Source organism: Burkholderia sp. Nafp2/4-1b (assembly GCF_003635165.1).
GTDB lineage: Bacteria > Pseudomonadota > Gammaproteobacteria > Burkholderiales > Burkholderiaceae > Burkholderia.
In genome coordinates this window covers 121,583-140,878 of record NZ_ML058619.1, presented here as the reverse complement: position 1 = coordinate 140,878, position 19,296 = coordinate 121,583, and the positions used below count along the sequence as shown (strand labels likewise).

Annotated in this window: 18 protein-coding genes and 1 pseudogene; 9 read left to right on the top strand and 10 right to left on the bottom strand. The window is 63.8% G+C overall.

Annotated features, from left to right (window positions below; all coding sequences use genetic code 11):
• The first annotated feature begins 29 nt into the window (after window positions 1-29).
• From benC to C7H84_RS27310, 3 genes are all read left to right on the top strand, one after another.
• Window positions 30-1,052: a benzoate 1,2-dioxygenase electron transfer component BenC gene (benC, locus tag C7H84_RS27320; protein WP_121861695.1), complete on the top strand. Its 1,023-nt coding sequence runs from the start codon at window positions 30-32 to the stop codon at window positions 1,050-1,052.
• A complete protein-coding gene (benD, locus tag C7H84_RS27315; protein ID WP_121861694.1) occupies window positions 1,049-1,825 on the top strand; it encodes a benzoate diol dehydrogenase BenD in 777 nt (258 codons plus the stop codon). Before benC ends, benD begins: the two co-directional genes overlap by 4 nt.
• 120 nt (window positions 1,826-1,945) lie before the next feature.
• On the top strand, window positions 1,946-2,338 hold the full coding sequence (locus tag C7H84_RS27310; RefSeq protein ID WP_121861693.1) for a RidA family protein: 393 nt from the start codon (window positions 1,946-1,948) through the stop codon (window positions 2,336-2,338).
• 119 nt (window positions 2,339-2,457) lie between these two features.
• Here C7H84_RS27310 and C7H84_RS27305 read toward each other — a convergent pair whose 3' ends face one another.
• Window positions 2,458-3,072 carry a Crp/Fnr family transcriptional regulator gene (locus C7H84_RS27305; protein ID WP_121861846.1) on the bottom strand — a complete coding sequence of 205 codons (615 nt, stop codon included), beginning with the start codon at window positions 3,070-3,072 and terminating at the stop codon, window positions 2,458-2,460.
• A gap of 545 nt (window positions 3,073-3,617) precedes the next feature.
• Between C7H84_RS27305 and C7H84_RS27300 the strand changes: the two genes are divergently transcribed.
• A complete protein-coding gene (locus C7H84_RS27300; RefSeq protein ID WP_121861692.1) occupies window positions 3,618-4,259 on the top strand; it encodes a TetR/AcrR family transcriptional regulator in 642 nt (213 codons plus the stop codon).
• Between the two features lie 186 nt (window positions 4,260-4,445).
• On the opposite strand, the gene C7H84_RS27295 is transcribed toward C7H84_RS27300, so the two are convergent.
• The gene (locus tag C7H84_RS27295) at window positions 4,446-5,813 is read right to left on the bottom strand and encodes an MFS transporter (protein ID WP_121861691.1); all 1,368 of its coding nucleotides are present in this window, start codon (window positions 5,811-5,813) and stop codon (window positions 4,446-4,448) included.
• A gap of 64 nt (window positions 5,814-5,877) precedes the next feature.
• Complete coding sequence (locus tag C7H84_RS27290; RefSeq protein ID WP_121861690.1) at window positions 5,878-6,600, bottom strand: nitroreductase; 723 nt, start codon at window positions 6,598-6,600, stop codon at window positions 5,878-5,880.
• Window positions 6,601-6,840: 240 nt separating this feature from the next.
• Between C7H84_RS27290 and C7H84_RS27285 the strand changes: the two genes are divergently transcribed.
• Window positions 6,841-8,496 carry an acyl-CoA synthetase gene (locus C7H84_RS27285; RefSeq protein WP_121861689.1) on the top strand — a complete coding sequence of 552 codons (1,656 nt, stop codon included), beginning with the start codon at window positions 6,841-6,843 and terminating at the stop codon, window positions 8,494-8,496.
• Window positions 8,497-8,546: 50 nt separating this feature from the next.
• Here C7H84_RS27285 and C7H84_RS27280 read toward each other — a convergent pair whose 3' ends face one another.
• Both C7H84_RS27280 and C7H84_RS27275 read right to left on the bottom strand, forming a co-directional pair.
• On the bottom strand, window positions 8,547-9,404 hold the full coding sequence (locus C7H84_RS27280) for an alpha/beta hydrolase (RefSeq protein WP_162999375.1): 858 nt from the start codon (window positions 9,402-9,404) through the stop codon (window positions 8,547-8,549).
• A 14-nt stretch (window positions 9,405-9,418) separates the two neighbouring features.
• Window positions 9,419-9,961, bottom strand: coding sequence for a nuclear transport factor 2 family protein (locus tag C7H84_RS27275; protein ID WP_205611466.1), 543 nt, complete (start codon window positions 9,959-9,961; stop codon window positions 9,419-9,421).
• A 20-nt stretch (window positions 9,962-9,981) separates the two neighbouring features.
• On the opposite strand from C7H84_RS27275, the gene C7H84_RS27270 reads away from it, so the two are divergent.
• Entirely contained in the window at window positions 9,982-10,362 is a 381-nt protein-coding gene (locus C7H84_RS27270; protein WP_121861687.1) for a helix-turn-helix domain-containing protein, read from the top strand.
• 54 nt (window positions 10,363-10,416) lie between these two features.
• Here the strand turns inward: C7H84_RS27270 and C7H84_RS27265 are convergent, their stop codons facing one another.
• Window positions 10,417-11,022, bottom strand: a complete 606-nt coding sequence (locus tag C7H84_RS27265) for a TetR/AcrR family transcriptional regulator (RefSeq protein ID WP_121861686.1) — start codon at window positions 11,020-11,022, stop codon at window positions 10,417-10,419.
• Between the two features lie 87 nt (window positions 11,023-11,109).
• Here C7H84_RS27265 and C7H84_RS27260 point away from each other — a divergent pair, with 87 nt between their 5' ends.
• The 3 genes and pseudogenes from C7H84_RS27260 to C7H84_RS37600 all read left to right on the top strand — a co-directional run.
• Entirely contained in the window at window positions 11,110-11,994 is an 885-nt protein-coding gene (locus C7H84_RS27260; protein WP_121861685.1) for an NAD(P)H-binding protein, read from the top strand.
• Between the two features lie 159 nt (window positions 11,995-12,153).
• Complete coding sequence (locus tag C7H84_RS27255; RefSeq protein ID WP_121861684.1) at window positions 12,154-13,128, top strand: LysR family transcriptional regulator; 975 nt, start codon at window positions 12,154-12,156, stop codon at window positions 13,126-13,128.
• Between the two features lie 30 nt (window positions 13,129-13,158).
• A pseudogene (locus C7H84_RS37600) lies at window positions 13,159-13,410 on the top strand (tannase/feruloyl esterase family alpha/beta hydrolase); the annotation flags it as partial.
• A gap of 92 nt (window positions 13,411-13,502) precedes the next feature.
• Here the strand turns inward: C7H84_RS37600 and C7H84_RS27245 are convergent.
• The 4 genes from C7H84_RS27245 to C7H84_RS27230 all read right to left on the bottom strand — a co-directional run bounded on the left by C7H84_RS27245 (window position 13,503) and on the right by C7H84_RS27230 (window position 19,295).
• Window positions 13,503-14,306, bottom strand: a complete 804-nt coding sequence (locus C7H84_RS27245) for an oxidoreductase (protein ID WP_121861683.1) — start codon at window positions 14,304-14,306, stop codon at window positions 13,503-13,505.
• Between the two features lie 35 nt (window positions 14,307-14,341).
• Window positions 14,342-17,482, bottom strand: a complete 3,141-nt coding sequence (locus tag C7H84_RS27240) for an efflux RND transporter permease subunit (protein ID WP_121861682.1) — start codon at window positions 17,480-17,482, stop codon at window positions 14,342-14,344.
• Complete coding sequence (locus C7H84_RS27235; protein WP_121861681.1) at window positions 17,479-18,597, bottom strand: efflux RND transporter periplasmic adaptor subunit; 1,119 nt, start codon at window positions 18,595-18,597, stop codon at window positions 17,479-17,481. Before C7H84_RS27235 ends, C7H84_RS27240 begins: the two co-directional genes overlap by 4 nt.
• 80 nt (window positions 18,598-18,677) lie before the next feature.
• The gene (locus tag C7H84_RS27230) at window positions 18,678-19,295 is read right to left on the bottom strand and encodes a TetR/AcrR family transcriptional regulator (protein WP_121861680.1); all 618 of its coding nucleotides are present in this window, start codon (window positions 19,293-19,295) and stop codon (window positions 18,678-18,680) included.
• Window position 19,296 lies beyond the last annotated feature (1 nt).

The following is a 19,296-nucleotide window of genomic DNA, read 5'->3' as shown; positions in this document are numbered from 1 at the left end:
TTCGACACGTAATACAGGGAGACGAGGTCATGTCCACCTACAAGATTGCACTGAACTTCGAGGACGGGGTCACCCGCTTCATCGACTGCAAGGCCGGCGAGAAGGTGCTCGACGCCGCGTTCCGCGCGAAGATCAACCTGCCGATGGACTGCTCCGACGGCGTGTGCGGCACCTGCAAGTGCCGCGCGGAAAGCGGCACCTACGATCTCGGCGACGACTACATCGACGACGCGCTCACCGAGGACGAGAAGGACGGCGGCCTCGTGCTGACGTGCCAGATGGTGCCGGAGAGCGACTGCGTGATCGCGGTGCCGACGTCGTCGGTCGCGTGCAAGACCGGCCACAGCGCGTTCGCCGCGACCGTGACCCGGGTCGAGCCGCACAACGACGCGGCGATCGTGCTCGAGCTCGAGGTCGATGCGGCCGCACCCGTGTTCCTGCCGGGCCAGTACGTGAACATCGGCGTGCCGGGCAGCGGCCAGCACCGGTCGTATTCGTTCTCGTCCGCGCCGGGCGACACGAAGGTCGGCTTCCTGATCAAGAAGATTCCGGGCGGCGTGATGAGCACGTGGCTCGCATCCGCGAAACCCGGCGACACGCTCGAATTGAACGGGCCGCTCGGCAGCTTCTACCTGCGCGACGTCGAGCGGCCGCTGCTGTTCCTCGCGGGCGGCACAGGCCTCGCGCCGTTCCTGTCGATGCTCGAAGTGCTCGCGCGCAACGGTTCGCAGCAGAAGGTCCACCTGATCTACGGCGTGACGCGAGATCTCGACCTCGTGCTGGTCGACGCGATCGAAGCGTATGCGGCGAAGCTGCCGAACTTCAGCTTTGCGACGGTCGTGGCCGATGCGGCATCGAGCCATGAACGCAAGGGCTGGGTCACGCAGCACATTCCGGCCGATGCGCTGAACGACGGCGACGTGGATGTGTATCTGTGCGGCCCGCCGCCGATGGTCGATGCGGTGCGCCAGTACTTCGACGACCAGGGCGTGAAGCCCAACAGCTTCCACTACGAGAAGTTCACGCCGAACGTGACGGCAAAGGCGGCATGACCATGGAACGATTCTCCGGAAAGGTCGTCGTCGTTACCGGCGCGGCGCAGGGCATCGGTCGCGGCGTCGCGCTGCGCGCGGCGGCCGAGGGCGGCAGGGTGCTGTTCGTCGATCGCGCGGACTTCGTCGCCGAGGTGGCGGCCGAAGCGCCGGGCGGCAATACGGCCGGCTTCGTCGCCGATCTCGAGACCTACGACGGCGCGCGCGCGGCGATGGCGTGCGCGGTCGCGACGTTCGGCCGGATCGACGTGCTGATCAACGGCGTCGGCGGCGCGATCCGGATGCGGCCGTTCGCCGAGTTCGAGCCCGAGCAGATCGACGCGGAAATCCGCCGCTCGCTGATGCCGACGCTCTACAGCTGCCACGCGGTGCTGCCGCACTTGCTGGCCGCGGGTGGCGGCACGATCGTCAACGTGTCGTCGAACGCGACGCGCGGGATTCGTCGCGTGCCGTACTCGGCGGCGAAGGGCGGCGTCAATGCGCTGACGTCGGCGCTCGCGATGGAATACGCGGAGCACAACATCCGCGTGGTCGCGACCGCGCCCGGCGGCACCACGGCGCCGCCGCGCCGCGTGCCGCGCAATGCGGCCGGCGACAACGCGCAGGAACAGGCGTGGATGGCCGAAGCGGTGCGGCAGGTGACGGAGTCGACGTACTTCAAGCGCTACGGCACGCTCGACGAGCAGATCGCGCCGATCCTGTTTCTTGCGTCGGATGAAGCGAGCTATATCACCGGCACGGTGCTGCCGGTCGCGGGCGGCGATACGGGTTGAGTTGCACGCGGGGCGGGCTGCGTGATTCTTCTGGCATGCGGGCGCCGCGACCGGGCGGCCGCGTAACGATCATCAAACAAACAACCGGCCGGTGCAACGAGCCCGGCCACGGAGACCCTCATGAGCAAACGCGAAGCGATCATTCCGGCGGGAATGGAAGCGGTGTACGAGAAGATCGGCTATGCGCCGGCGATCAAGGTCGGCGATACCGTGTACGTATCCGGCCAGATCGGCCGCGACGCGGAGATGGAACTGGTCGAGGATAGAGAAGCACAGATCGTGCAGGCGTTCGAGAACCTGAAGCGCGTGCTCGAAGCGGGCGGCGCGTCGCTCGACGACGTGGTCGACCTGACGACGTTCCATACCGACATGCGTGACCTGCCGCTGTTCATGCAGGTGCGCGATCGGTATTTCCATGCGCATCCGCGGCCGGCATGGACCGCGGTCGGCGCGCACATGCTCGGCGGCTCGCCGGGCTACATCGTCGAGATCAAGGCGGTGGCGGTGCGATAGAGATGGCGGCAGGGCCCGAATAGCGAAAGAACATCGCAGTCCTGCCGAAGCCGATTCTACCGACCCGAAGTTCGCCTTCATTGCCGGCCGAGCCATCCGTACCTGCCAGGTGCGCGGATTCAATCCTCCGAATGCGCGAATTCCCTCAGCCCCTCGAGATCCAGGATATGCACCGCGCCGTATTCGGCGAGGATGAGGCCTGCATCGGCCAACGTGCGCAGCGCGCGATTGGCATTCTGGCGGGAGAGCCCCGAAAGCCTGCCGATCTCTTCCTGCGAGAAGCCGAGCGTCATCGCCGTGGCAGGATGCAACTGGCGGTTGAAAAGCTCGGTCAGGCAAAACGCGACGCGGGCGGGCGCCTCCTGTATCCGCAAGTTCTGAACCAGACCGATGTAGTAGCCGCATCGGGCGTTGAGCTGGTCGATCACATAGCGGCTGAACGTATGGCTGTTCTCCAGGAGCCGGAAGAACGTCGCACGAGGCATGAAGGCCAACCGGCTGTCACGGACCGCGGTGACGGAGTACGCGCGAGGTTCGTCCTTCAGCACGCTGCCTTCCCCGAACCACGAGCCGGCCGGGATGCCCGCGAACGTGACGACACGGCCTTTTTTCGACGCGGTATCGACTTTGACGATGCCTTCGATTACGCCCAGCCAATGGTCCACGGCGTCACCCCGGTGGCAAGCGATCGCACCGGGCGCGTAGGACCGGTCGAAGCAATCGCGCTTGACCATCTCCCTTTGGCCATCGGTCAGATTGACGTACCAGGAGCAGCGCGCCAGAAACGCGTCGACGGTGAGGCCTGCCGGGTTGCCGCCACCGTCGTCATGGTTTCGGACGCCGGGATCTGCGCGGTTGCCGGGGTGTGCCATCTCCGTGGGCGGAGGCACCGCTTCCCGCGTTGCGTCGATGGTTTGCATGCCACAAAGTTGGTTCATCGGTCGGAACAGTAGCGTGCCGTTGGCGTGAGGGCTCCCGACGCAACGCATCACGTGGAGACGGGTCGGTGTGCCGTTCGGGAAAATTCGGAGGTGCCGCTCGATCTGTTAAATAGAATTAAGATTCACTTAAGAGTAGGTTCCGGTATGCCCACTGTCAAGACGCGGGCGCTAGGTGTTTGTACCGGCAGATTGCGAACCCATGCCCGATCTTTCCCGCAGGCGTATCATTCGAAACGTACAGGGAGCCAACGATCGGACGATTCGACGTTTGCGATCGTTGTGGTGCAGTCAAGCACGGCGGGATGCCTGCGCGTGCTTCGGATGTGACGGTAAATGAAATGGAAATTCCAGTTGGTCCGGCGCGTGTTCGCGTTCGCCGTAGAGGCGCCGACAAGCATCCGTTGATCGTGAAGGCCGCACGCGATCTGGTTGCGGAAGTGGGGTTTCGCGACGCGCAGATATCTGCGATCGCGGAAGTCGCTGGAATCGCGATCGGCACGCTGTACCGCTATTTCGCATCGAAGACGGATCTGATGGTCGAGGTGGTCAGGACGACGGCACAGCGTGAAGTCGATGTTGTCGCCGGCATCGCCATGCGCGACGGCACGGCGGCGGAGCGTCTCGGTGCCGCCGTCTGGACGTTCGCCAACCGCGCGTTGCGGGGGCGGCGCCTGGCCTATTCCTTGGTCGCCGAACCTGTCGAGCCCGATGTCGAGGCAATGCGCCTGACCTTTCACAGAGCGCTGGCGAGGGTATTCAAGACGATCATCGAGCAGGGGATGGCAAACGGGGAGTTCCCGGCACAGGATGCGATGGCTTCGGCGGATTGCATTGTCGGGTGCCTGTTCGAGGGACTGGTCGTCCCGCTCACCGGCAGCGCCGCGCCCGATGCCGAGCAGGCCAGCGCCCACGTGACGGCCATCATCACGTTTTGCTTGCGTGGTGTGTCCGGCGCTCCGGTATTGCCAGTAAGCCAGTAACGACTGCGTGATGGCGACATCGTCTGCACGGGCGGCGCGCGGTGCGTCGGCATCTCCTGCGGGGAGCCCGGCACGCACCCAGCCTTCGGCTGCCCGCGCGGCGCCTCCCGCGCCGGCGTTCCTGCAACGTCGGCGTGAGCGCGAGCCGCAACCAGCTTCGACCGGGCCGAGCGGGAAATGAGCCGCCTAGCTGCTGGCGGACGACGAGGCATCGACGCGCGCGGGGGCCGCGTCCATGTCGTGCCGCGATACTGCGCTGCGGCGATGGTCGATCATCGTGACCGCGAGGGTACCCAGCGCGCCGGCAATCGCGATCGCCAGGAAATTCTGTTCGAGAGGCAGGCGCATCGTGACCAGCAAGCCGATCAGCACGGGCGCGGCAATCGCGCCAAGGCGACCGACACCGGACGCGAACCCCACGCCAGTCGACCGGATCACCGCGGGGTAGAACTCTCCGGCATACGCGTACGCCAGGAGCTGGGTGCCGAGCGTCGAGCCGCCGACCACGAACACGATCAGGAACAGCAGTTCCGTGGACCTGGCGTATCCCATCAACGCCAGCGAAACGGCTCCCGCGGCGTAGAACGCCACCAGCACGTACTTGATGTTGTACTTGTCGCCCAGCCACCCTCCGCCGATCGCGCCCACGACCGCGCCGACATTGAAGACGAGTACGAACGTCAATGCCGATCCCAGGCTGTAGCCCGACATTGCCATGAGTTTCGTCAGCCAGGAGCTCAGCGCGTACACCATGAAGAGACCCATGAAGAACGCGATCCAGATCATGACCGTGCTGAATCCTCGGCCATCGCGGAACAGGCTCGCCACGGGCGTGCTGCCCATTGCCTGCTGCGGCATGACGAAACGGTCGCCGGGTTGAAGCCGCACGTGCGGGGCGATCTTCCGGATGATCGCTTCAATCTTCCCGGCACGATTTTTCCGTACCAGGAATGCGACGGAATCGGGCATCGTCATCAGGATGAACGGTATGAGCAGCACCGGTGTCCCCGCGAGAAAGAAGACCGATTGCCAGCCATAGGATTCGATCATCTGCCTGCCTGTCAGCGCGACGAGAATCCCGCCGATCGAATAGCCGGCGAACACGATCGTGACGAGGCGCGCCCGGATGGCACGCGGTGCGAACTCGCCCATCTGCGCGGTGACGATCGGAAGGACGCCGCCGATTCCAAGGCCGGCCATGAACCGCGTGATGCTGAACGACACGGGATCGTGCGTAAGACCGGCTGCAGCGGTAAATGCGCTGAACAGCCCGATGCATGCACAGATGGAAACGGGTCGACCGATCTTGTCGGCCAGCGTTCCGAGGTACATGGCGCCGAACATCATGCCGAACAGTGCCGAACTCGCCATGAAGCCGGCCTTTGCCGCGTTGACGCCCATATCTTTCATGATCGATGGCAGCGCCGCGCCAACGACGGCGAGATCGTAGCCATCGAGCACCAGGATCAGGACACACCAGAACAGGATCAAGCCGTGAAAGCGGGAGAATCTTGCACCTTGTACAACCTTCTGGACATCGATTTCGTTGCTCATTGTCTCCTCCATTTCCTTGTGGATAGCGTGGGTGCTGCAAGCGACGCCCGCTCTGTCGGCGGACTCAGGTGGTGTGGTGGACGGTGAACGAGGAACAAGGCGCTCTTTCGGAGACAAGCGCGTTTTCAATACGGCTTTCGTCCGCGTAGCCCACGCTCATTCCGATCAGGAACATTTCTTCGGACCCGAGGCCCAGTTCCTTCTCGACGATCTTGTGATACTTCATGAACGCGGCTTGCGGGCACGTGCTGATACCGTAGGTGCGCGCGACGATCATGATGTTCTGCAGGAACATGCCGTAGTCGAGCAGGCTGCCCTGCTGCATCACGCGGTCGATGGTGAAGAACAGCCCGACGGGCGCATCGAAGAATTGGTAGTTGCGCCCGTGCTGTTCGCGCATCCTCGGTTTATCTTCCTTCCGGATGCCGAGCAGCCCATATAGCGTCCATCCGAGCGCGCGCCGTCTGTCGATGTAGGGGGAAACCCACTCGTTCGGGTAGTAGTTCCACTCGTCGGCGTGCATGTCTGCCAGCGACGGATCGGCGTCGACTTTCTTGATCGCGTTGCATACGCGGTCTCGAGCCGCGCCGGTGACGACGTGGACTTTCCACGGTTGAATGTTCACGCCGGTCGCCGCATAGCGGGCCACGTCAAGAATTGCGTTGATGGTCTCCTCGGGTACTGGCGTCGGCAGATAGGCTCTTACGCTGCGTCGCGTCGCGATTGCCCATTCAACCGCCGACCGGATCGCGGAGAGTTCATCCGGTGGTGCTGCTACTCGTTCCATCTACGACCTCGCTATCGAATCGTGCGAACCGCACATCCACACGACGAGAGTAGCCATCTACGCGCAACGCCAATGTCTTGCACAAGACAATCGGCGTTTCGCTTCGGTGAAATCCGCATGGTCGGCGGGAATGTCTCGGGGGTGACAATTCGCGCACCGAACCTTCTCTAGACTGCTGTAGAAGAAAGGACGGGATGCGTCCAAGGGCGAGCATTCATGAACCGATTAGGAGACGCGAAAATGAGCGAAAGCATCTATGGAAAAGGGCTGGATCGAACGCAGGCCAATTACGTGCCCCTCACACCGCTTCGCTTTCTCGACAGATGCGCGGACCAGTATCCCGATCACACCGCCATCATTCATGGAGAATCGACGCAGTCCTGGCGGGAGACGAGGGCGCGATGTCGTCGTCTTGCCAGCGCGCTGGTCAAGCGCGGGATCACGCGTGGAGACACGGTATCCATCCTTGCACCGAACACACCGGCGATGGTCGAAGCGCATCACGGGGTGCCGTTGTCCGGGGCCGTTCTCAATGCGATCAACTGCCGGCTCGATGCGGATGGTGTCCGGTTCATCCTGCGTCATGGCGAGTGCAAGATCCTGCTGGTGGACCGCGAGTTTTCGTCGTTGGCGGCAAGCGCGCTTGAACAGCTCGAGAACAAGCCGCTGATCATTGATATCGCCGATATCGAGGCGACGTCGGGAGATCCGATCGGGGAAATCGAGTACGAGGCGTTCCTGGCCGAAGGCGATCCCGATTTTCCCGGCGTCTGGCCGTCGGACGAGTGGGATGCAATCGCGCTGAACTACACGTCCGGAACCACTGCCGATCCCAAAGGGGTGGTCCCGAGCCACCGCGGCACGTATCTGATGAGCATGCTTCAACTGACGGATTGGGGCATGCCGCGTCGCCCGGTATACCTCTGGACGCTTCCGTTGTTTCATGCGAACGGGTGGTGTTTCGCATGGGCCATCACGGCGGCGGCGGGCACGCATGTTTGCCTGCGAAAGGTGACGGCTTCGAACATCCTCGAGGCCGTTCGGCGGCACCGTGTCGACCACTTCTGCGCGGCACCCATCGTGCTCGCATCGCTGGCCAGTTCGCCCGAATCCGAGCGCTTGCCGGTGCCGCATACGGTCCGTGTGCGAACGGCGGGTTCGCCTCCACCTGCTGCCGTACTGAAGGCAGTGTCGGAAATGGGCTTTGAAGTCGAGCACGTCTACGGCATCACCGAAGCGTCGGGTACGCCCGTGAGCTGCTTCGTCGAGCCCGCCTGGCACGGCCTGTCGTCGGACGACAAGGCGCGTCTCATGGCGAGACAGGGAAGTCGCGCGGCGGGCCTGGAGGGGCTTCGGGTCGCGGATCAGGGAAGCGGTGCGCCCGTGCCCTGGGATGGCCAGACGCAAGGCGAACTGCTGATCCGCGGCAATGTCGTGATGAAGGGTTACCTCAAGAACGAGGCCGCTACGGCGGCTGCGTTCAGCGATGGGTGGTTCCATACGGGCGACGTTGCCGTAGTGCACCCGGACGGCTATATCCAGATCACCGATCGCTCGAAGGACGTCATCATCTCGGGCGGAGAGAACATTTCTTCGGTCGAGGTCGAAGACGTTCTTCATCGGCATCCGGCGGTTCTGATCGCGGCTGTAGTCGCTCAGCCCGATGCCAAATGGGGCGAATCGCCGTGCGCGTTCATCGAGTTGAAGCCCGGCGCCGCGGTGCCGGACGAAGCCGAGATCATCCGCTTTTGCCGAGAACGGCTTGCCCATTACAAATGCCCCGTGCGCGTCGTCTACGGAGTATTGCCCAAGACCGGCACGGGAAAGATCCAGAAATTCCGGCTTCGGGAACGGGTCGGAAGCCGGGAAGCCATTACGGCTTTATCGGGCGTGTAGTCCGCGACTGCTGTAGGAGACGCCATCGAGGATGACGGCGCGGCCGGATCCTATCCGGCCCGGCGCATCCGGCGGGCGCCGGCGCGCTCAACCGGTGCCGGCTCGCAGGTCGTGAAGAACTGGATGAGACCAGTGGCGACGGCGGCGGGATTCCTGCCCGGCAAGTCGTGGCCCGCACACGGTATCGACACCGTGTGGATTTGCGGAATCCACCGCTGCATTAGATCAGCGCCCTCAAAGAACACCGGCAATGTATCGCTGCCGCGCATCGACAGCACCGGGTGTCGAATGTCTTTCAGGCCTTCGGTTGTGATATCCCAGCGCAGCATGGCCCCGAGTTCGACCTGAAAGTACGTGTCGATATCGGATACCGCGCGATCGAACGCACCCGCAGGCAGGGCGCCGTCGGTGAATCGCCGGTAGTCCTGTCCATACGCGCCTGCCAAGACCATGTCCGCGGCCGCAGCTTTGTCTCCTGAGTCGTAGATCTCGCGGACAGTCGTCGTCCATTCCGCGAACTGCTCCGCGGACGGTACCAATGCCCCGAGCGGCGGCTCCAGCAATGCCAGCGTCCGCACTCTGCTCGGGGCATCGATCGCCATCTGCAATGCGATGCCTGCGCCAAAGGAATGCCCTGCCACGTGCGCCGACGCAATGCCCAGGTGATCCAATAAGGCGATGCAGTCACCAGCCCACTCTTGCATCGACATGCCGGCCACAGCACGTGAGCTGCCGGCGTAGCCACGGCGCCGGTAATGGACGATCCGGAAATTCTCCGCGATTCCGGCCTGCTCGATCACTGGCACGAACCCATCCGACAGAATCGCACCGTGGATGAATACCACCGGCGCCCCGGATCCGCGGACATCGTATTCGACGTCCGCGCCGTTCAGTTTTACTCGTTCCATTCGCGGCGCTCCAGTCATTTTCCAAGCGCTTGTGCGATGAGAAGTGTGTCGGCGGTCTGCTGCAGTCGCGCGACTTTTCCGTCTCGAATTGTCCAGAAATGGGCGAATCGGGATTGCGTCCTTCGGCCCTTCTTCGAAAGGGCGAAATAGTGTCCGAGAACGATCACGTGATCTCCCGACTCGAAGAACTCGTCCCCTTTCGCGTAGAACTCGTCGAAGTCGGCCATGAACGGAAAGAAGCCATTGACGGTGTTATCAAGACCGCGATAGACGCCACCATTGGGAAATCCTTCGGCAATATCCCACTCTGCGTCATCCGCCAGGAGCGACTTGAAAGCATTTACGTCTCCCATGGCACCATACAACTTCCGGATGAGGGCAATCTGCGATGTATCCGACATACGAACCTTCCTTAGGTTGAGGTTGATGGCCCGCTCGAGCCTTGGGTTGACCCTGGCCGATTTACGCTGGCCGGAGCCCTCCGACACAAAGAAAATGAAACCAGGCTCGATGGTATACTTCGGAAACTTAGTGTCAATTACGCACTTTTCTTCCACTAGGGATACTCGAGGTAACCATGTCCGCTGAGCCCGAGCGTTTTCCGGCCGCTTGTCCGACACGCGTTCTGTTTGATCAGATATCCGACAAGTGGTCGATGATGGTCCTGACGGTGCTGGATGGCGGGCCGTTGCGTTTCAACGCGATCAAGCGGCATCTGGAGGGCGTTAGCCAGAAAGCACTGACGCAATGTCTGCGCCGGCTCGAGCGAAACGGACTTGTTTCCCGCACGGTGATACCCGTTTCGCCGGTGGCCGTCGAATACGCGATCACGCCTTTGGGGCGTGCGCTGCAACGGCCCCTCAAGGCGCTCCATGACTGGATGCTCGAACATCTCGGCGAATTCGATACCGCCCGCGAAGTGTTCGATGCACGCATGGCGTCGCGGCCGCAAGATTGACGGCAAACACGCCCGAACCCGTGCTGCGCAGGGTATTGACAGATTTCTTGCGGTCTATGTTGACGCTGGCTGAGCGTGCGGGGAAGGTGGCCACGCCGACATGGCGATGTCAATCATGCGATCGAGCGCGTCGGCACTTGCGCCGGCCTGCGGCAAGTTCACAATTGAATGCAGGACCCCGAGGTAAAGCCACGCGAGTGCGTCAACGCACGTGTCGTTCGGCAACTCGCCATGCGTGATCCCATCGCGCAAGAGGCCTGCAAGCATCTCGTACTGAAGCTCCGCACTTGCTCGCGCAGCTGCCTTTCCGTCCGCTGTGAGATCCACCATTTCGGCGCAGCTTCGCGATATCAGGCAACCCGCTGGACGTTTCCGGTCGGGGAGCGCAGGCAAGTAGGCCCGCAGGATCCCTTCGAGACGCCCCCGCGCCGTATCTGCTTCTACACCGTTCATCCGACTGAGCACTCGCTTTGTGTACGCTGCGAGCGCCTCACGGAAGAGACCGTCCTTGTCACCAAATCTTTGGTAGAGGCTGGAGCGGGATAGGCCCGTCGCCTCGGTAAGGTGATTGATTGACGCCGCTGCATAGCCGTGGCGCCAAAAGACCTTCATGGCCGCATCGATCACGGCCGCTTCGTCGAATTGCGGCTTTCCGCTCATGGAATCCTCGGGAACAGCTTGACAAGCTGGAACGATAGTTCCAACATTCTTGTACCGTTCGTTCCATGATACATCAAGGGGCTCGTCATGACCGTCGGATCACCCGTCACGTCTCAACGACCACGTATCGCAATCGCCGGCGCCACCGGCCGCGTCGGTTCGTCGCTGATCAGCCTTCTTGTCTCAGAGTCGGTCGACGTCGTCGCTTTGACCCGCACACCCGATGCACTTGATTTGCCACCGGGAGTGAACGCAGCCGGAGTGGACTTCAGTGAACCGCGTACGCTCGTCGATGCGCTTCGAGGTACGGAGCGCCTGTTCGTCTCACATGGCACATCATTGCAGCAGGTGGCAAACGAAGTCGCGCTGATTGATGCCGCCGTTGCTTCAGGGGTCCGTCACATCGTCAAGCTTTCGTCCTTTGGGCCTCCGACCCGCTTGAACCCGATGGCGTGGCATATGCAAATTGAGGCGCATCTGGCCAGACAAGCCGTGGCCTCGACAACACTGCGACCCTCCACATTTATGGACGTTCTCAAACGGTCTGCCGCTGCTATCGCTTCGGATTCGTGGGCTGGTGCCGCCGGTAATGGACGGGTCAATTTCATCGATACGCGCGACGTTGCGAGAGTGGCATGCATTGCTTTGCTTGAGCAAGTCGAACCCGAGTCCCAGCGGGTTTATCACCTCACGGGTCCGCATGTCATGACGATGCATGAAATTGCGGATGAACTTTCACGGCTGCTGGGTCGTAATGTCATTTACGCGGAGCGGACCCTCGAGCAGCAGCGAGAGGTTCTACTGGCGGAAGGGTCGCCCGCATACGTCGCGGATTTGCTTGTCGGTCTGGATCAGTTGTTCCGTGACTCCGCAATGAGTGAAATAACCACGACTGTCCAGGAGGTGACGGGGGAAGCTCCTTTGCCCGTGACCCAGTGGCTTGCCGAAAACATCTCCATTTTCGAGAAGTAGATTTGCCTCACACGTGCTCTGTCGGAATATCAATTGGTGACGGAGACACGGCGAAACGATCGGGGGCACTCGACGCCAGAGGCTGACTTCTGCTACGGCACTTCGCGAGGTGGTCGCGGTGGACATTCGACATGGCTTCTCCATTTTGGCGAGCGATCAATGGACACGTTTCAATGCATGCGCATCTTTGCAAAGGTCGCGAACGATGGGGGTTTTTCTTCGGCGGCCAAGCGGCTCAACATGACTACGCCCTCCGTTTCACGCGCCATCAGCCAACTCGAAACACATCTGGGTAGCCGGCTGTTAAACCGGACGACGAGGCGTGTTGTCCTGACGGAGGCGGGCGAGCGTTACCTGCGCCGATGCCTGGAGATTCTCTCGAACCTTGATGACGCGGAATCCGAGGCGCGCTTGGCAACGGCACATCCCACCGGACGCCTGCGTGTTCACGCGCTTTCGAGCTTTGGCCATCAACTGGTGGTGCCCGCAATACTGAAGTATCAGCAACGGTTTTCCGAACTCGGAGTCGATGTCACGATGACCGGTGCCATTCCCGACATGATCGAGGAAGGCTATGACGTGTCGATCGTTCTGGCGCCGGAATTGCCAAGCTCCGGGTTGGTCAGTCTGAGGCTCGGGAGAATACGCGGCGTGGTGTGTGCGTCCCCGCGGTATTTGGCGAACCATGGCGCACCGGCAGCGCCGGAAGATTTGCGCGAACATCAGTGCCTGCAATTGACCACGTCCGTTTTTCCGTTTGATAAATGGGTATTCAGAGGCGCCGCCGACACGTTCCCAGTGGACATCGGTTCGTCCCGCTTGACGGTCAATGCCATGGAGGCGCTGGAACTTGCGGTAGCAGGGGACCTTGGCATCGCGATCCTGCCCGCTGGCGTTGCGCTGCCCGGTTTGCGCTCGGGTGCACTGGTATGGCTTCTTCGGGGATATGAGGCGCAGCCCGTGAACGTCTACGCGTTGTATCCGTCCCGGCGCTTTCTCGACGCCAAGATCCGGACGTTCATCGATCTCCTTCGCGAAGAGGTGCCGTCAATGCTGGAGGCGGACGAGCGTGCACTCACGATGCATGACGGATGTGCGCTGATGAACCATTCGAAATCCGGATGCCGATCATGATGCAACTTCGATTCGTGAGGTGTCGCATATCTGGATGAGCGATCGGTACGGAGAGGACCACAAAGTATTGCGCGGCAAGCGTGTCAGGCAAGTGCTCGTAGTCTCGCACAAGCCCATGGCGGGAAGCTGCTCCTTTGGCACGGCATTGCAGACATGGCTTTGAGTCACCGTGCAACGACGGCGTATTACGAGAAGCTGCAGGCTACGATGGGCGCATCGGCCGTCAGCGCGTTCGCTCGCTATTACCAGGCGCCAGGCGTGGACCACTGCTTCGGCGGCCCGGGGGCGGACTCCGCAGCGCTTGGCCGCGACGACGATCGGGCCAGCAGCAACCCGGCGGCTCATGTTCAAGGACGTTCCGCCACTCCGCCGCATCACGCGAGCCGAAATTTCTTGCGCAGGCTCGAATCGACAGGGCCCGCCGGCATGAAGCGCCGCAGGATGCGCAAAAGCGCTGCCTCGCCGGTCGGCGCGCGTCGCATGCGCCACGTGCCGAGCGCTGCATCGACGATGGTGGCGGCCACGTTGTCAGGCGCCGGTGCGGCTTTCACGTTGTCGGCGACGGCGCGCGACGCAAGCGACCGTTCACGGTCGTAATCGGCGATCTTCGCGTTCGCGTGCGGCGCATTGACGTCGAGGTTGGTGCGCGTAAACGACGGTTCGACCAGCGTCGCGCGAATGCCGAACTGACGCACCTCGTGATCGAGCGTTTCGGTCAACCCCTCGACCGCATGCTTGGACGCCGCATAGAGACCCATGTACGGCGCCGGCAGGAACCCGAGCACCGAACTGACGTTGACGATGCGGCCGCCGCGTTGAGCGCGCATGTGTGGCAGAACCGCCTGCACCGTGCGCAGGATGCTGAACACGTTGGTGTCGAACAATGCCGCCGCTTCGCTCGGCGCCGTTTCCTCCACCGCGCCGATCAGGCTCGTGCCCGCGTTGTTGACGAGCACGTCGATACGCGCGGCGCGCTCGATGATCGTACGGATTCCGGATTGAACAGACGCATCGTCGCGCACGTCCATCTCGATCAGTTCGACACCGGCGACGGGCGCCGTTGCGGCGATGCTGCGCACGGTGCCGAACACCCGGCATCCGCGTCGGGCGAACCTCTCTGCGGCGGCGCGCCCGGTTCCCGACGACACGCCGGTCACGACGACGGTGGAATTCGACATGGCGGTTTCCTTCGACAAGATGAATGGTGTACGGGTCAGTCGCGCGTGTCGAGCGCGGGCTGAAGCGCAGGCTCGTCCGGCGCTGCCGTTTCGTGCCGGCCGCGATGCGAGCCGGCGGCGTGGCCGGGCCGGATCCTGTACCAGATCGCGTACATCGCCGGCAGGAACACCAGCGTGAGAATGGTGCCGGCGAACGTGCCGCCGATCAGCGTGTACGCGAGCGTACCCCAGAACACCGAATGCGTGAGCGGAATGAACGCGAGCACGGCCGCCATCGCGGTGAGGATCACCGGGCGCGCACGCTGCACGGTCGCTTCGACGACCGCATGGAACGGATCCAGCCCCGCCTGTTCGTTCTGGTGAATCTGCCCGATCAGGATCAGCGTGTTGCGCATCAGGATCCCCGACAGCGCGATGAGCCCGACCAGCGCGTTGATGCCGAACGGCTGCCCGAACAGGATCAGCGTCGGCACCACGCCGATCAACCCGAGCGGGCTCGTCAGGAACACCATCACCATCGCGGAGATCGAGCGCACCTGGAAGATGATGATGACGAGCGTGATCGCCAGCATGATCGGGAACAGCGGCAGCATCGCCTTCGTCGCCTTGCCGGACTCCTCGATCGAGCCCGCTTCCTCGATCCTGTAGCCGCTCGGCAACCGCGCGACGATCGGCTGCAGCTGCTTCGTGATCGCGGCCGAGACGTCCGGCGGCTGCAGGCCGTCGGCGATGTCGCCGCGCACCGTGATCGTCGGCACGCGATCGCGCCAGCGCATGATCGGCTCCTCCATCCGCACGTCGACCTTGCCGACCTGCGACAGCGGAATGCGCTGCCCGTTCGCGCCGGCTAGCGTGAAGTCGTCGAGCCGCGCCGGGTCGAGCCGCGCATCGCCGCCCGAACGCGCGATCACCTGCACGGTGCGAATATCCTCGCGCACCGCGGTGACGGGCACGCCGGTGAGCAGGAACTGCAACTGCTGCGCCACTGCGCTGGACGTCAAGCCGACCGCCTGCAGGCGATCCTGCTGCAACGTGAAGTGCAGCGTCGGCGCGCGCGTGCCCCAGTCGGCATTGACCGTGCGCATCATCGGGCTGCCGGTCATCACGTGCCGAACCTCGGCCGCGATGCCGCGCAGCGTGTCGGGATCGGGGCCGGTGACGCGATACGCCACGGGGAACGGCGAATACGGGCCGAACACGAGCTGCGTGACGCGCACGCGTGCTTCGGGCGCGAGGCCGTCGGCGATGGCGCGACGCAGGCGTGCCTTCAACGCGTCGCGCTCGTCCTGGCTGTCGGTGCGCACCACGATCTTCGCGAACGACGGATCGGGCAGCTCTGGCCCCATCGCCAGATAGAAGCGCGGCGCGCCCTGGCCGACGTACGCGGTGACGATGTGCGCTTCCTTCTGCTTCGCGAGCCATGCTTCGACCTTCGACGCGGCGGCGCTGGTTTGCGAAATCGACGTGCCGTACGGCATCTGCACTTCGACGAGGACTTCGGGGCGATCGGAGATCGGGAAGAACTGCTTCTTGACGACCGCCATGCCGAGAATGGCGAGCGCAAACAGGCCGACGACGGACCCCGCAACCAGCCATTTGCGCGCAATCACGCGAGTCAGCACCTGGCGGAAACGGTTGTAGCGGGGCGTGTCGTAGATGGCGTCGTGGCCGCCTTCGATCTTCTTGAACTCGGGCAGCATCTTCACGCCGAGGTACGGCGTGAACACCACCGCGACGACCCACGATGCGATCAGTGCGATCCCGACGATCCAGAACATGTTGCTGGTGTATTCGCCGGCCGTGGAGCGCGCGAAGCCGTTCGGCATGAACCCGACCGCGGTCACCAGCGTGCCGGCCAGCATCGGCGCGGCCGTATGGCTCCACGCATAGGCCGACGCGGCCACGCGGCCGTAGCCTTCCTCCATCTTCACGACCATCATTTCGATCGCGATGATCGCGTCGTCGACCAGCAACCCGAGCGCGAGGATCAGCGAACCGAGCGTGATGCGGTCGAAATTCTTGCCGGTGGCGGCCATCACGACGAACACGACGGCCAGCGTCATCGGCACGGCCGCGGCGACGACGAGGCCCACGCGCCAGCCCATGCTGACGAAGCTCACGAGCATCACCACGAGCAGCGCGGCGAAGAACTTGACCATGAACTCGTCGACCGCCGAGCTGATGTTCACGGACTGATCGGTGACCTTGGTCACGCTCATGCCGAGCGGCAGTTCACGGTTGATCGCGCCGACTTCACCATCCAGCGCGCGGCCGAGGTCGAGCCCGTTCCAGCCGTCGCGCATCACGATGCCGAGCAGCAGCGCGGGCTCGCCGTTGTTGCGGATCAGGAACGTCGACGGATCCTCGTAGCCGCGCTCGACGGTGGCGATGTCCGACAGCTTCAGCGTGCGGCCCTGCGACACGATCGGCGTGTCGCGGATTTTCTGCAGCTTGTCGAACGCGCCGTCCACGCGGATGAAAATCTCCGGCCCGCGCGTCTCGACGGAGCCGGCCGCCGTCAGCACGTTCTGGCCGTTGAGCGCGGCGAACACGTCCTGCGGGCTGACGCCGAGCGTCGCGAGCCGCTCGTGCGACAACTGTACGTAGATGCGCTCGGGCTGCTCGCCGATGATGTCCACCTTCTTCACGCCGGGCACATGCAGCAGTCGCTGGCGCAACCCCTCGGCGTCGCGCACGAGCAGGCGCTGCGGTTCGCCCTTGGCCTTCAGCGCGAACAACGCGAAGGTGACGTCCGCGTATTCGTCGTTGACCATCGGGCCGATCACGCCGGCCGGCAGATCATTGGCCGCATCGCCGAGTTTCTTGCGCGCCTGATAGAACTGCTCCTGCACCTCCGACGGCGGCGTGCTGTCGAGGAGCGTCAGCGTCGTGATCGCGAGACCGGGGCGCGTATAGGTTTCGCTGCGGTCGTACCAGCGCAGTTCCTGCATGCGCTTCTCGAGCTTTTCCGCGATCTGGTCGTGCATTTCCTGCGCGGTGGCGCCCGGCCATGCGGTGACGATCGTCATCACCTTGATCGTGAAGGCCGGATCTTCCGCGCGGCCCAGCTTGAAGAACGACACGAGGCCCGCGAGCGAAATCAGGCAGATCAGGAACAGCGTGATCGCGCGCTCGCGCACGGCGAGCGCCGACAGGTTGAAGCGGCGTTCGCTCACGGTCGTGCTCCTGCGCTCGCCACCGTGGCGGCCTGGCCGGACACGCGAACGGCTTCGCCGTCGCGCAGCCGATCGGCGCCGAGCGCGACGACACGGTCGCCTTGCGTGAGTGTGCCGGACACGCGCGCGTTGTCGTCGTCCAGATGCTCGACCTTGACCGGACGCCACCCCACCTTGGGCGGCTCGCCGGCGACGACCCACACGCCGGGCCCTTTGCCTGTGTCCAGCAGCGCGCCGATCGGGACCTGCAGGCCGCCTTGCGATGCCGTGCGCGCATCGTCCGGTACGCGGATCGTGACGGTCGCGCCGAGCGGTGCGTCGGCCAGCGCGCCCTGGAGCACGTAGCGCGCTTCGAACGTGCGCGTTCTCGCGTCGGCGGTGTCGGAGAGCTGGCGCAGCGTCGCGGGGACGCTCACGCCCGGTTTGCCGAACAGGTCGGCCTGCGCGACCGACCCGATCGCGGGGCGCAGGGTTTCCGGCAACTGGATCGCGGCTTCCCGGCTGCCGGCGTGCGCGAGCCGCACCACCGGCTGGCCGGCGCTGACGACCTGGCCCGGTTCCGCGAGGGTTTCCATCACGATGCCGTCGCCGTCCGCGACGAGTTCCGCATAGCCGGTCGCATTGCGCGCGACGTTGGCGTCGGCCTCGGCGGCGCTCAACTGCGCTTTCGCGGCATCGGCTGCCGCCTTGATCTGGTCGTAGGCCGACGCCGATATCGCGCCGGTGCCGCGCAGGTCGCGGTAGCGGGCTTCGTCTTCGGCGGTCTGCCGCGCGCGTGCCCGCGCGGCGGCCACGGCCTCGTCGCGGGCGCGCGCCGCGAGCTTCAGGTCGACGGGATCGATCCGCATCAGCGGCTGGCCGCGCCGGACGGTTTGGCCGGTATCGACGAGCCGCTCCAGCACCTTGCCGGACACCCGGAACCCGAGGTCGCTCTGCACGCGGGCCGCGACGGTCCCGGTAAACGCGCGGGACGCCGGAGAAACCACCTGCGCGATGGCGGTACGCACCAGCGGCGCCTCCGTCCGCGGGTCGGAAGGCGCTTTTCCGCTGCAGGCGGCTAGCGCGAGGGGCAGTGCGGAAGCGACTGCGAAAAGAGCGAGACGACGCCGAACCATGAAAGACCCACTGACGAAGTGATCGGGGCTTTCATTGTGTATCTAGTGACCATAATAGTCAATGGTCACAATCAATCGGATCAGGGCGCGAGGCTGCGCAGCACGAGGTTCGACAATTGGGCGGGCGCGGCGTCGGTGGTGTCGAGGTTGTACTGCAGCAGCAGGGGATTCAGGTACGGCCGCATCACCAGGTAGATCGCGGTCGCCGTTTCGTCCAGCGGCGTCTTGCGCTCGAACTCGCCGTTTTGCCGGCCTTCCTGCAGCACGTCCTGCAGCAGTTTCTGCAGGCGCGCTTCGTAGGCCTGCACGGACTGCCAGTTGCCGGTGGCGGCCGACGCGGCGATGTCGTACAGCTTGCGATCGCGGAAAAACAACCGCAGGCTCGCTTCGGTAACGACCTTGAACATCCGCCGGAGCTTCTCCGTGGGGAGCTCCGCCTCGGCGACAGCCGCGCGCACGTCCGTTTCGATCGCGTGCAGGCAGTTCCCGCAGATCATTTCCCCGATCGCCTGCTTCGACTCGAAGAACTTGTAGATATAGGCCTTCGAGAAGCCGATCGCCTTCGCGAGGTCGGACACGGTCGTCTTTTCATAGCCGTACCGGCTGAAGTGCTCGGTGGCGGCGGCGACGATCTGGTCGCGCACGTCGTGGTCGGCGGGGCCGCGCGCGGGAACCGGGGAAGCGGAGTTTTTTTTCATG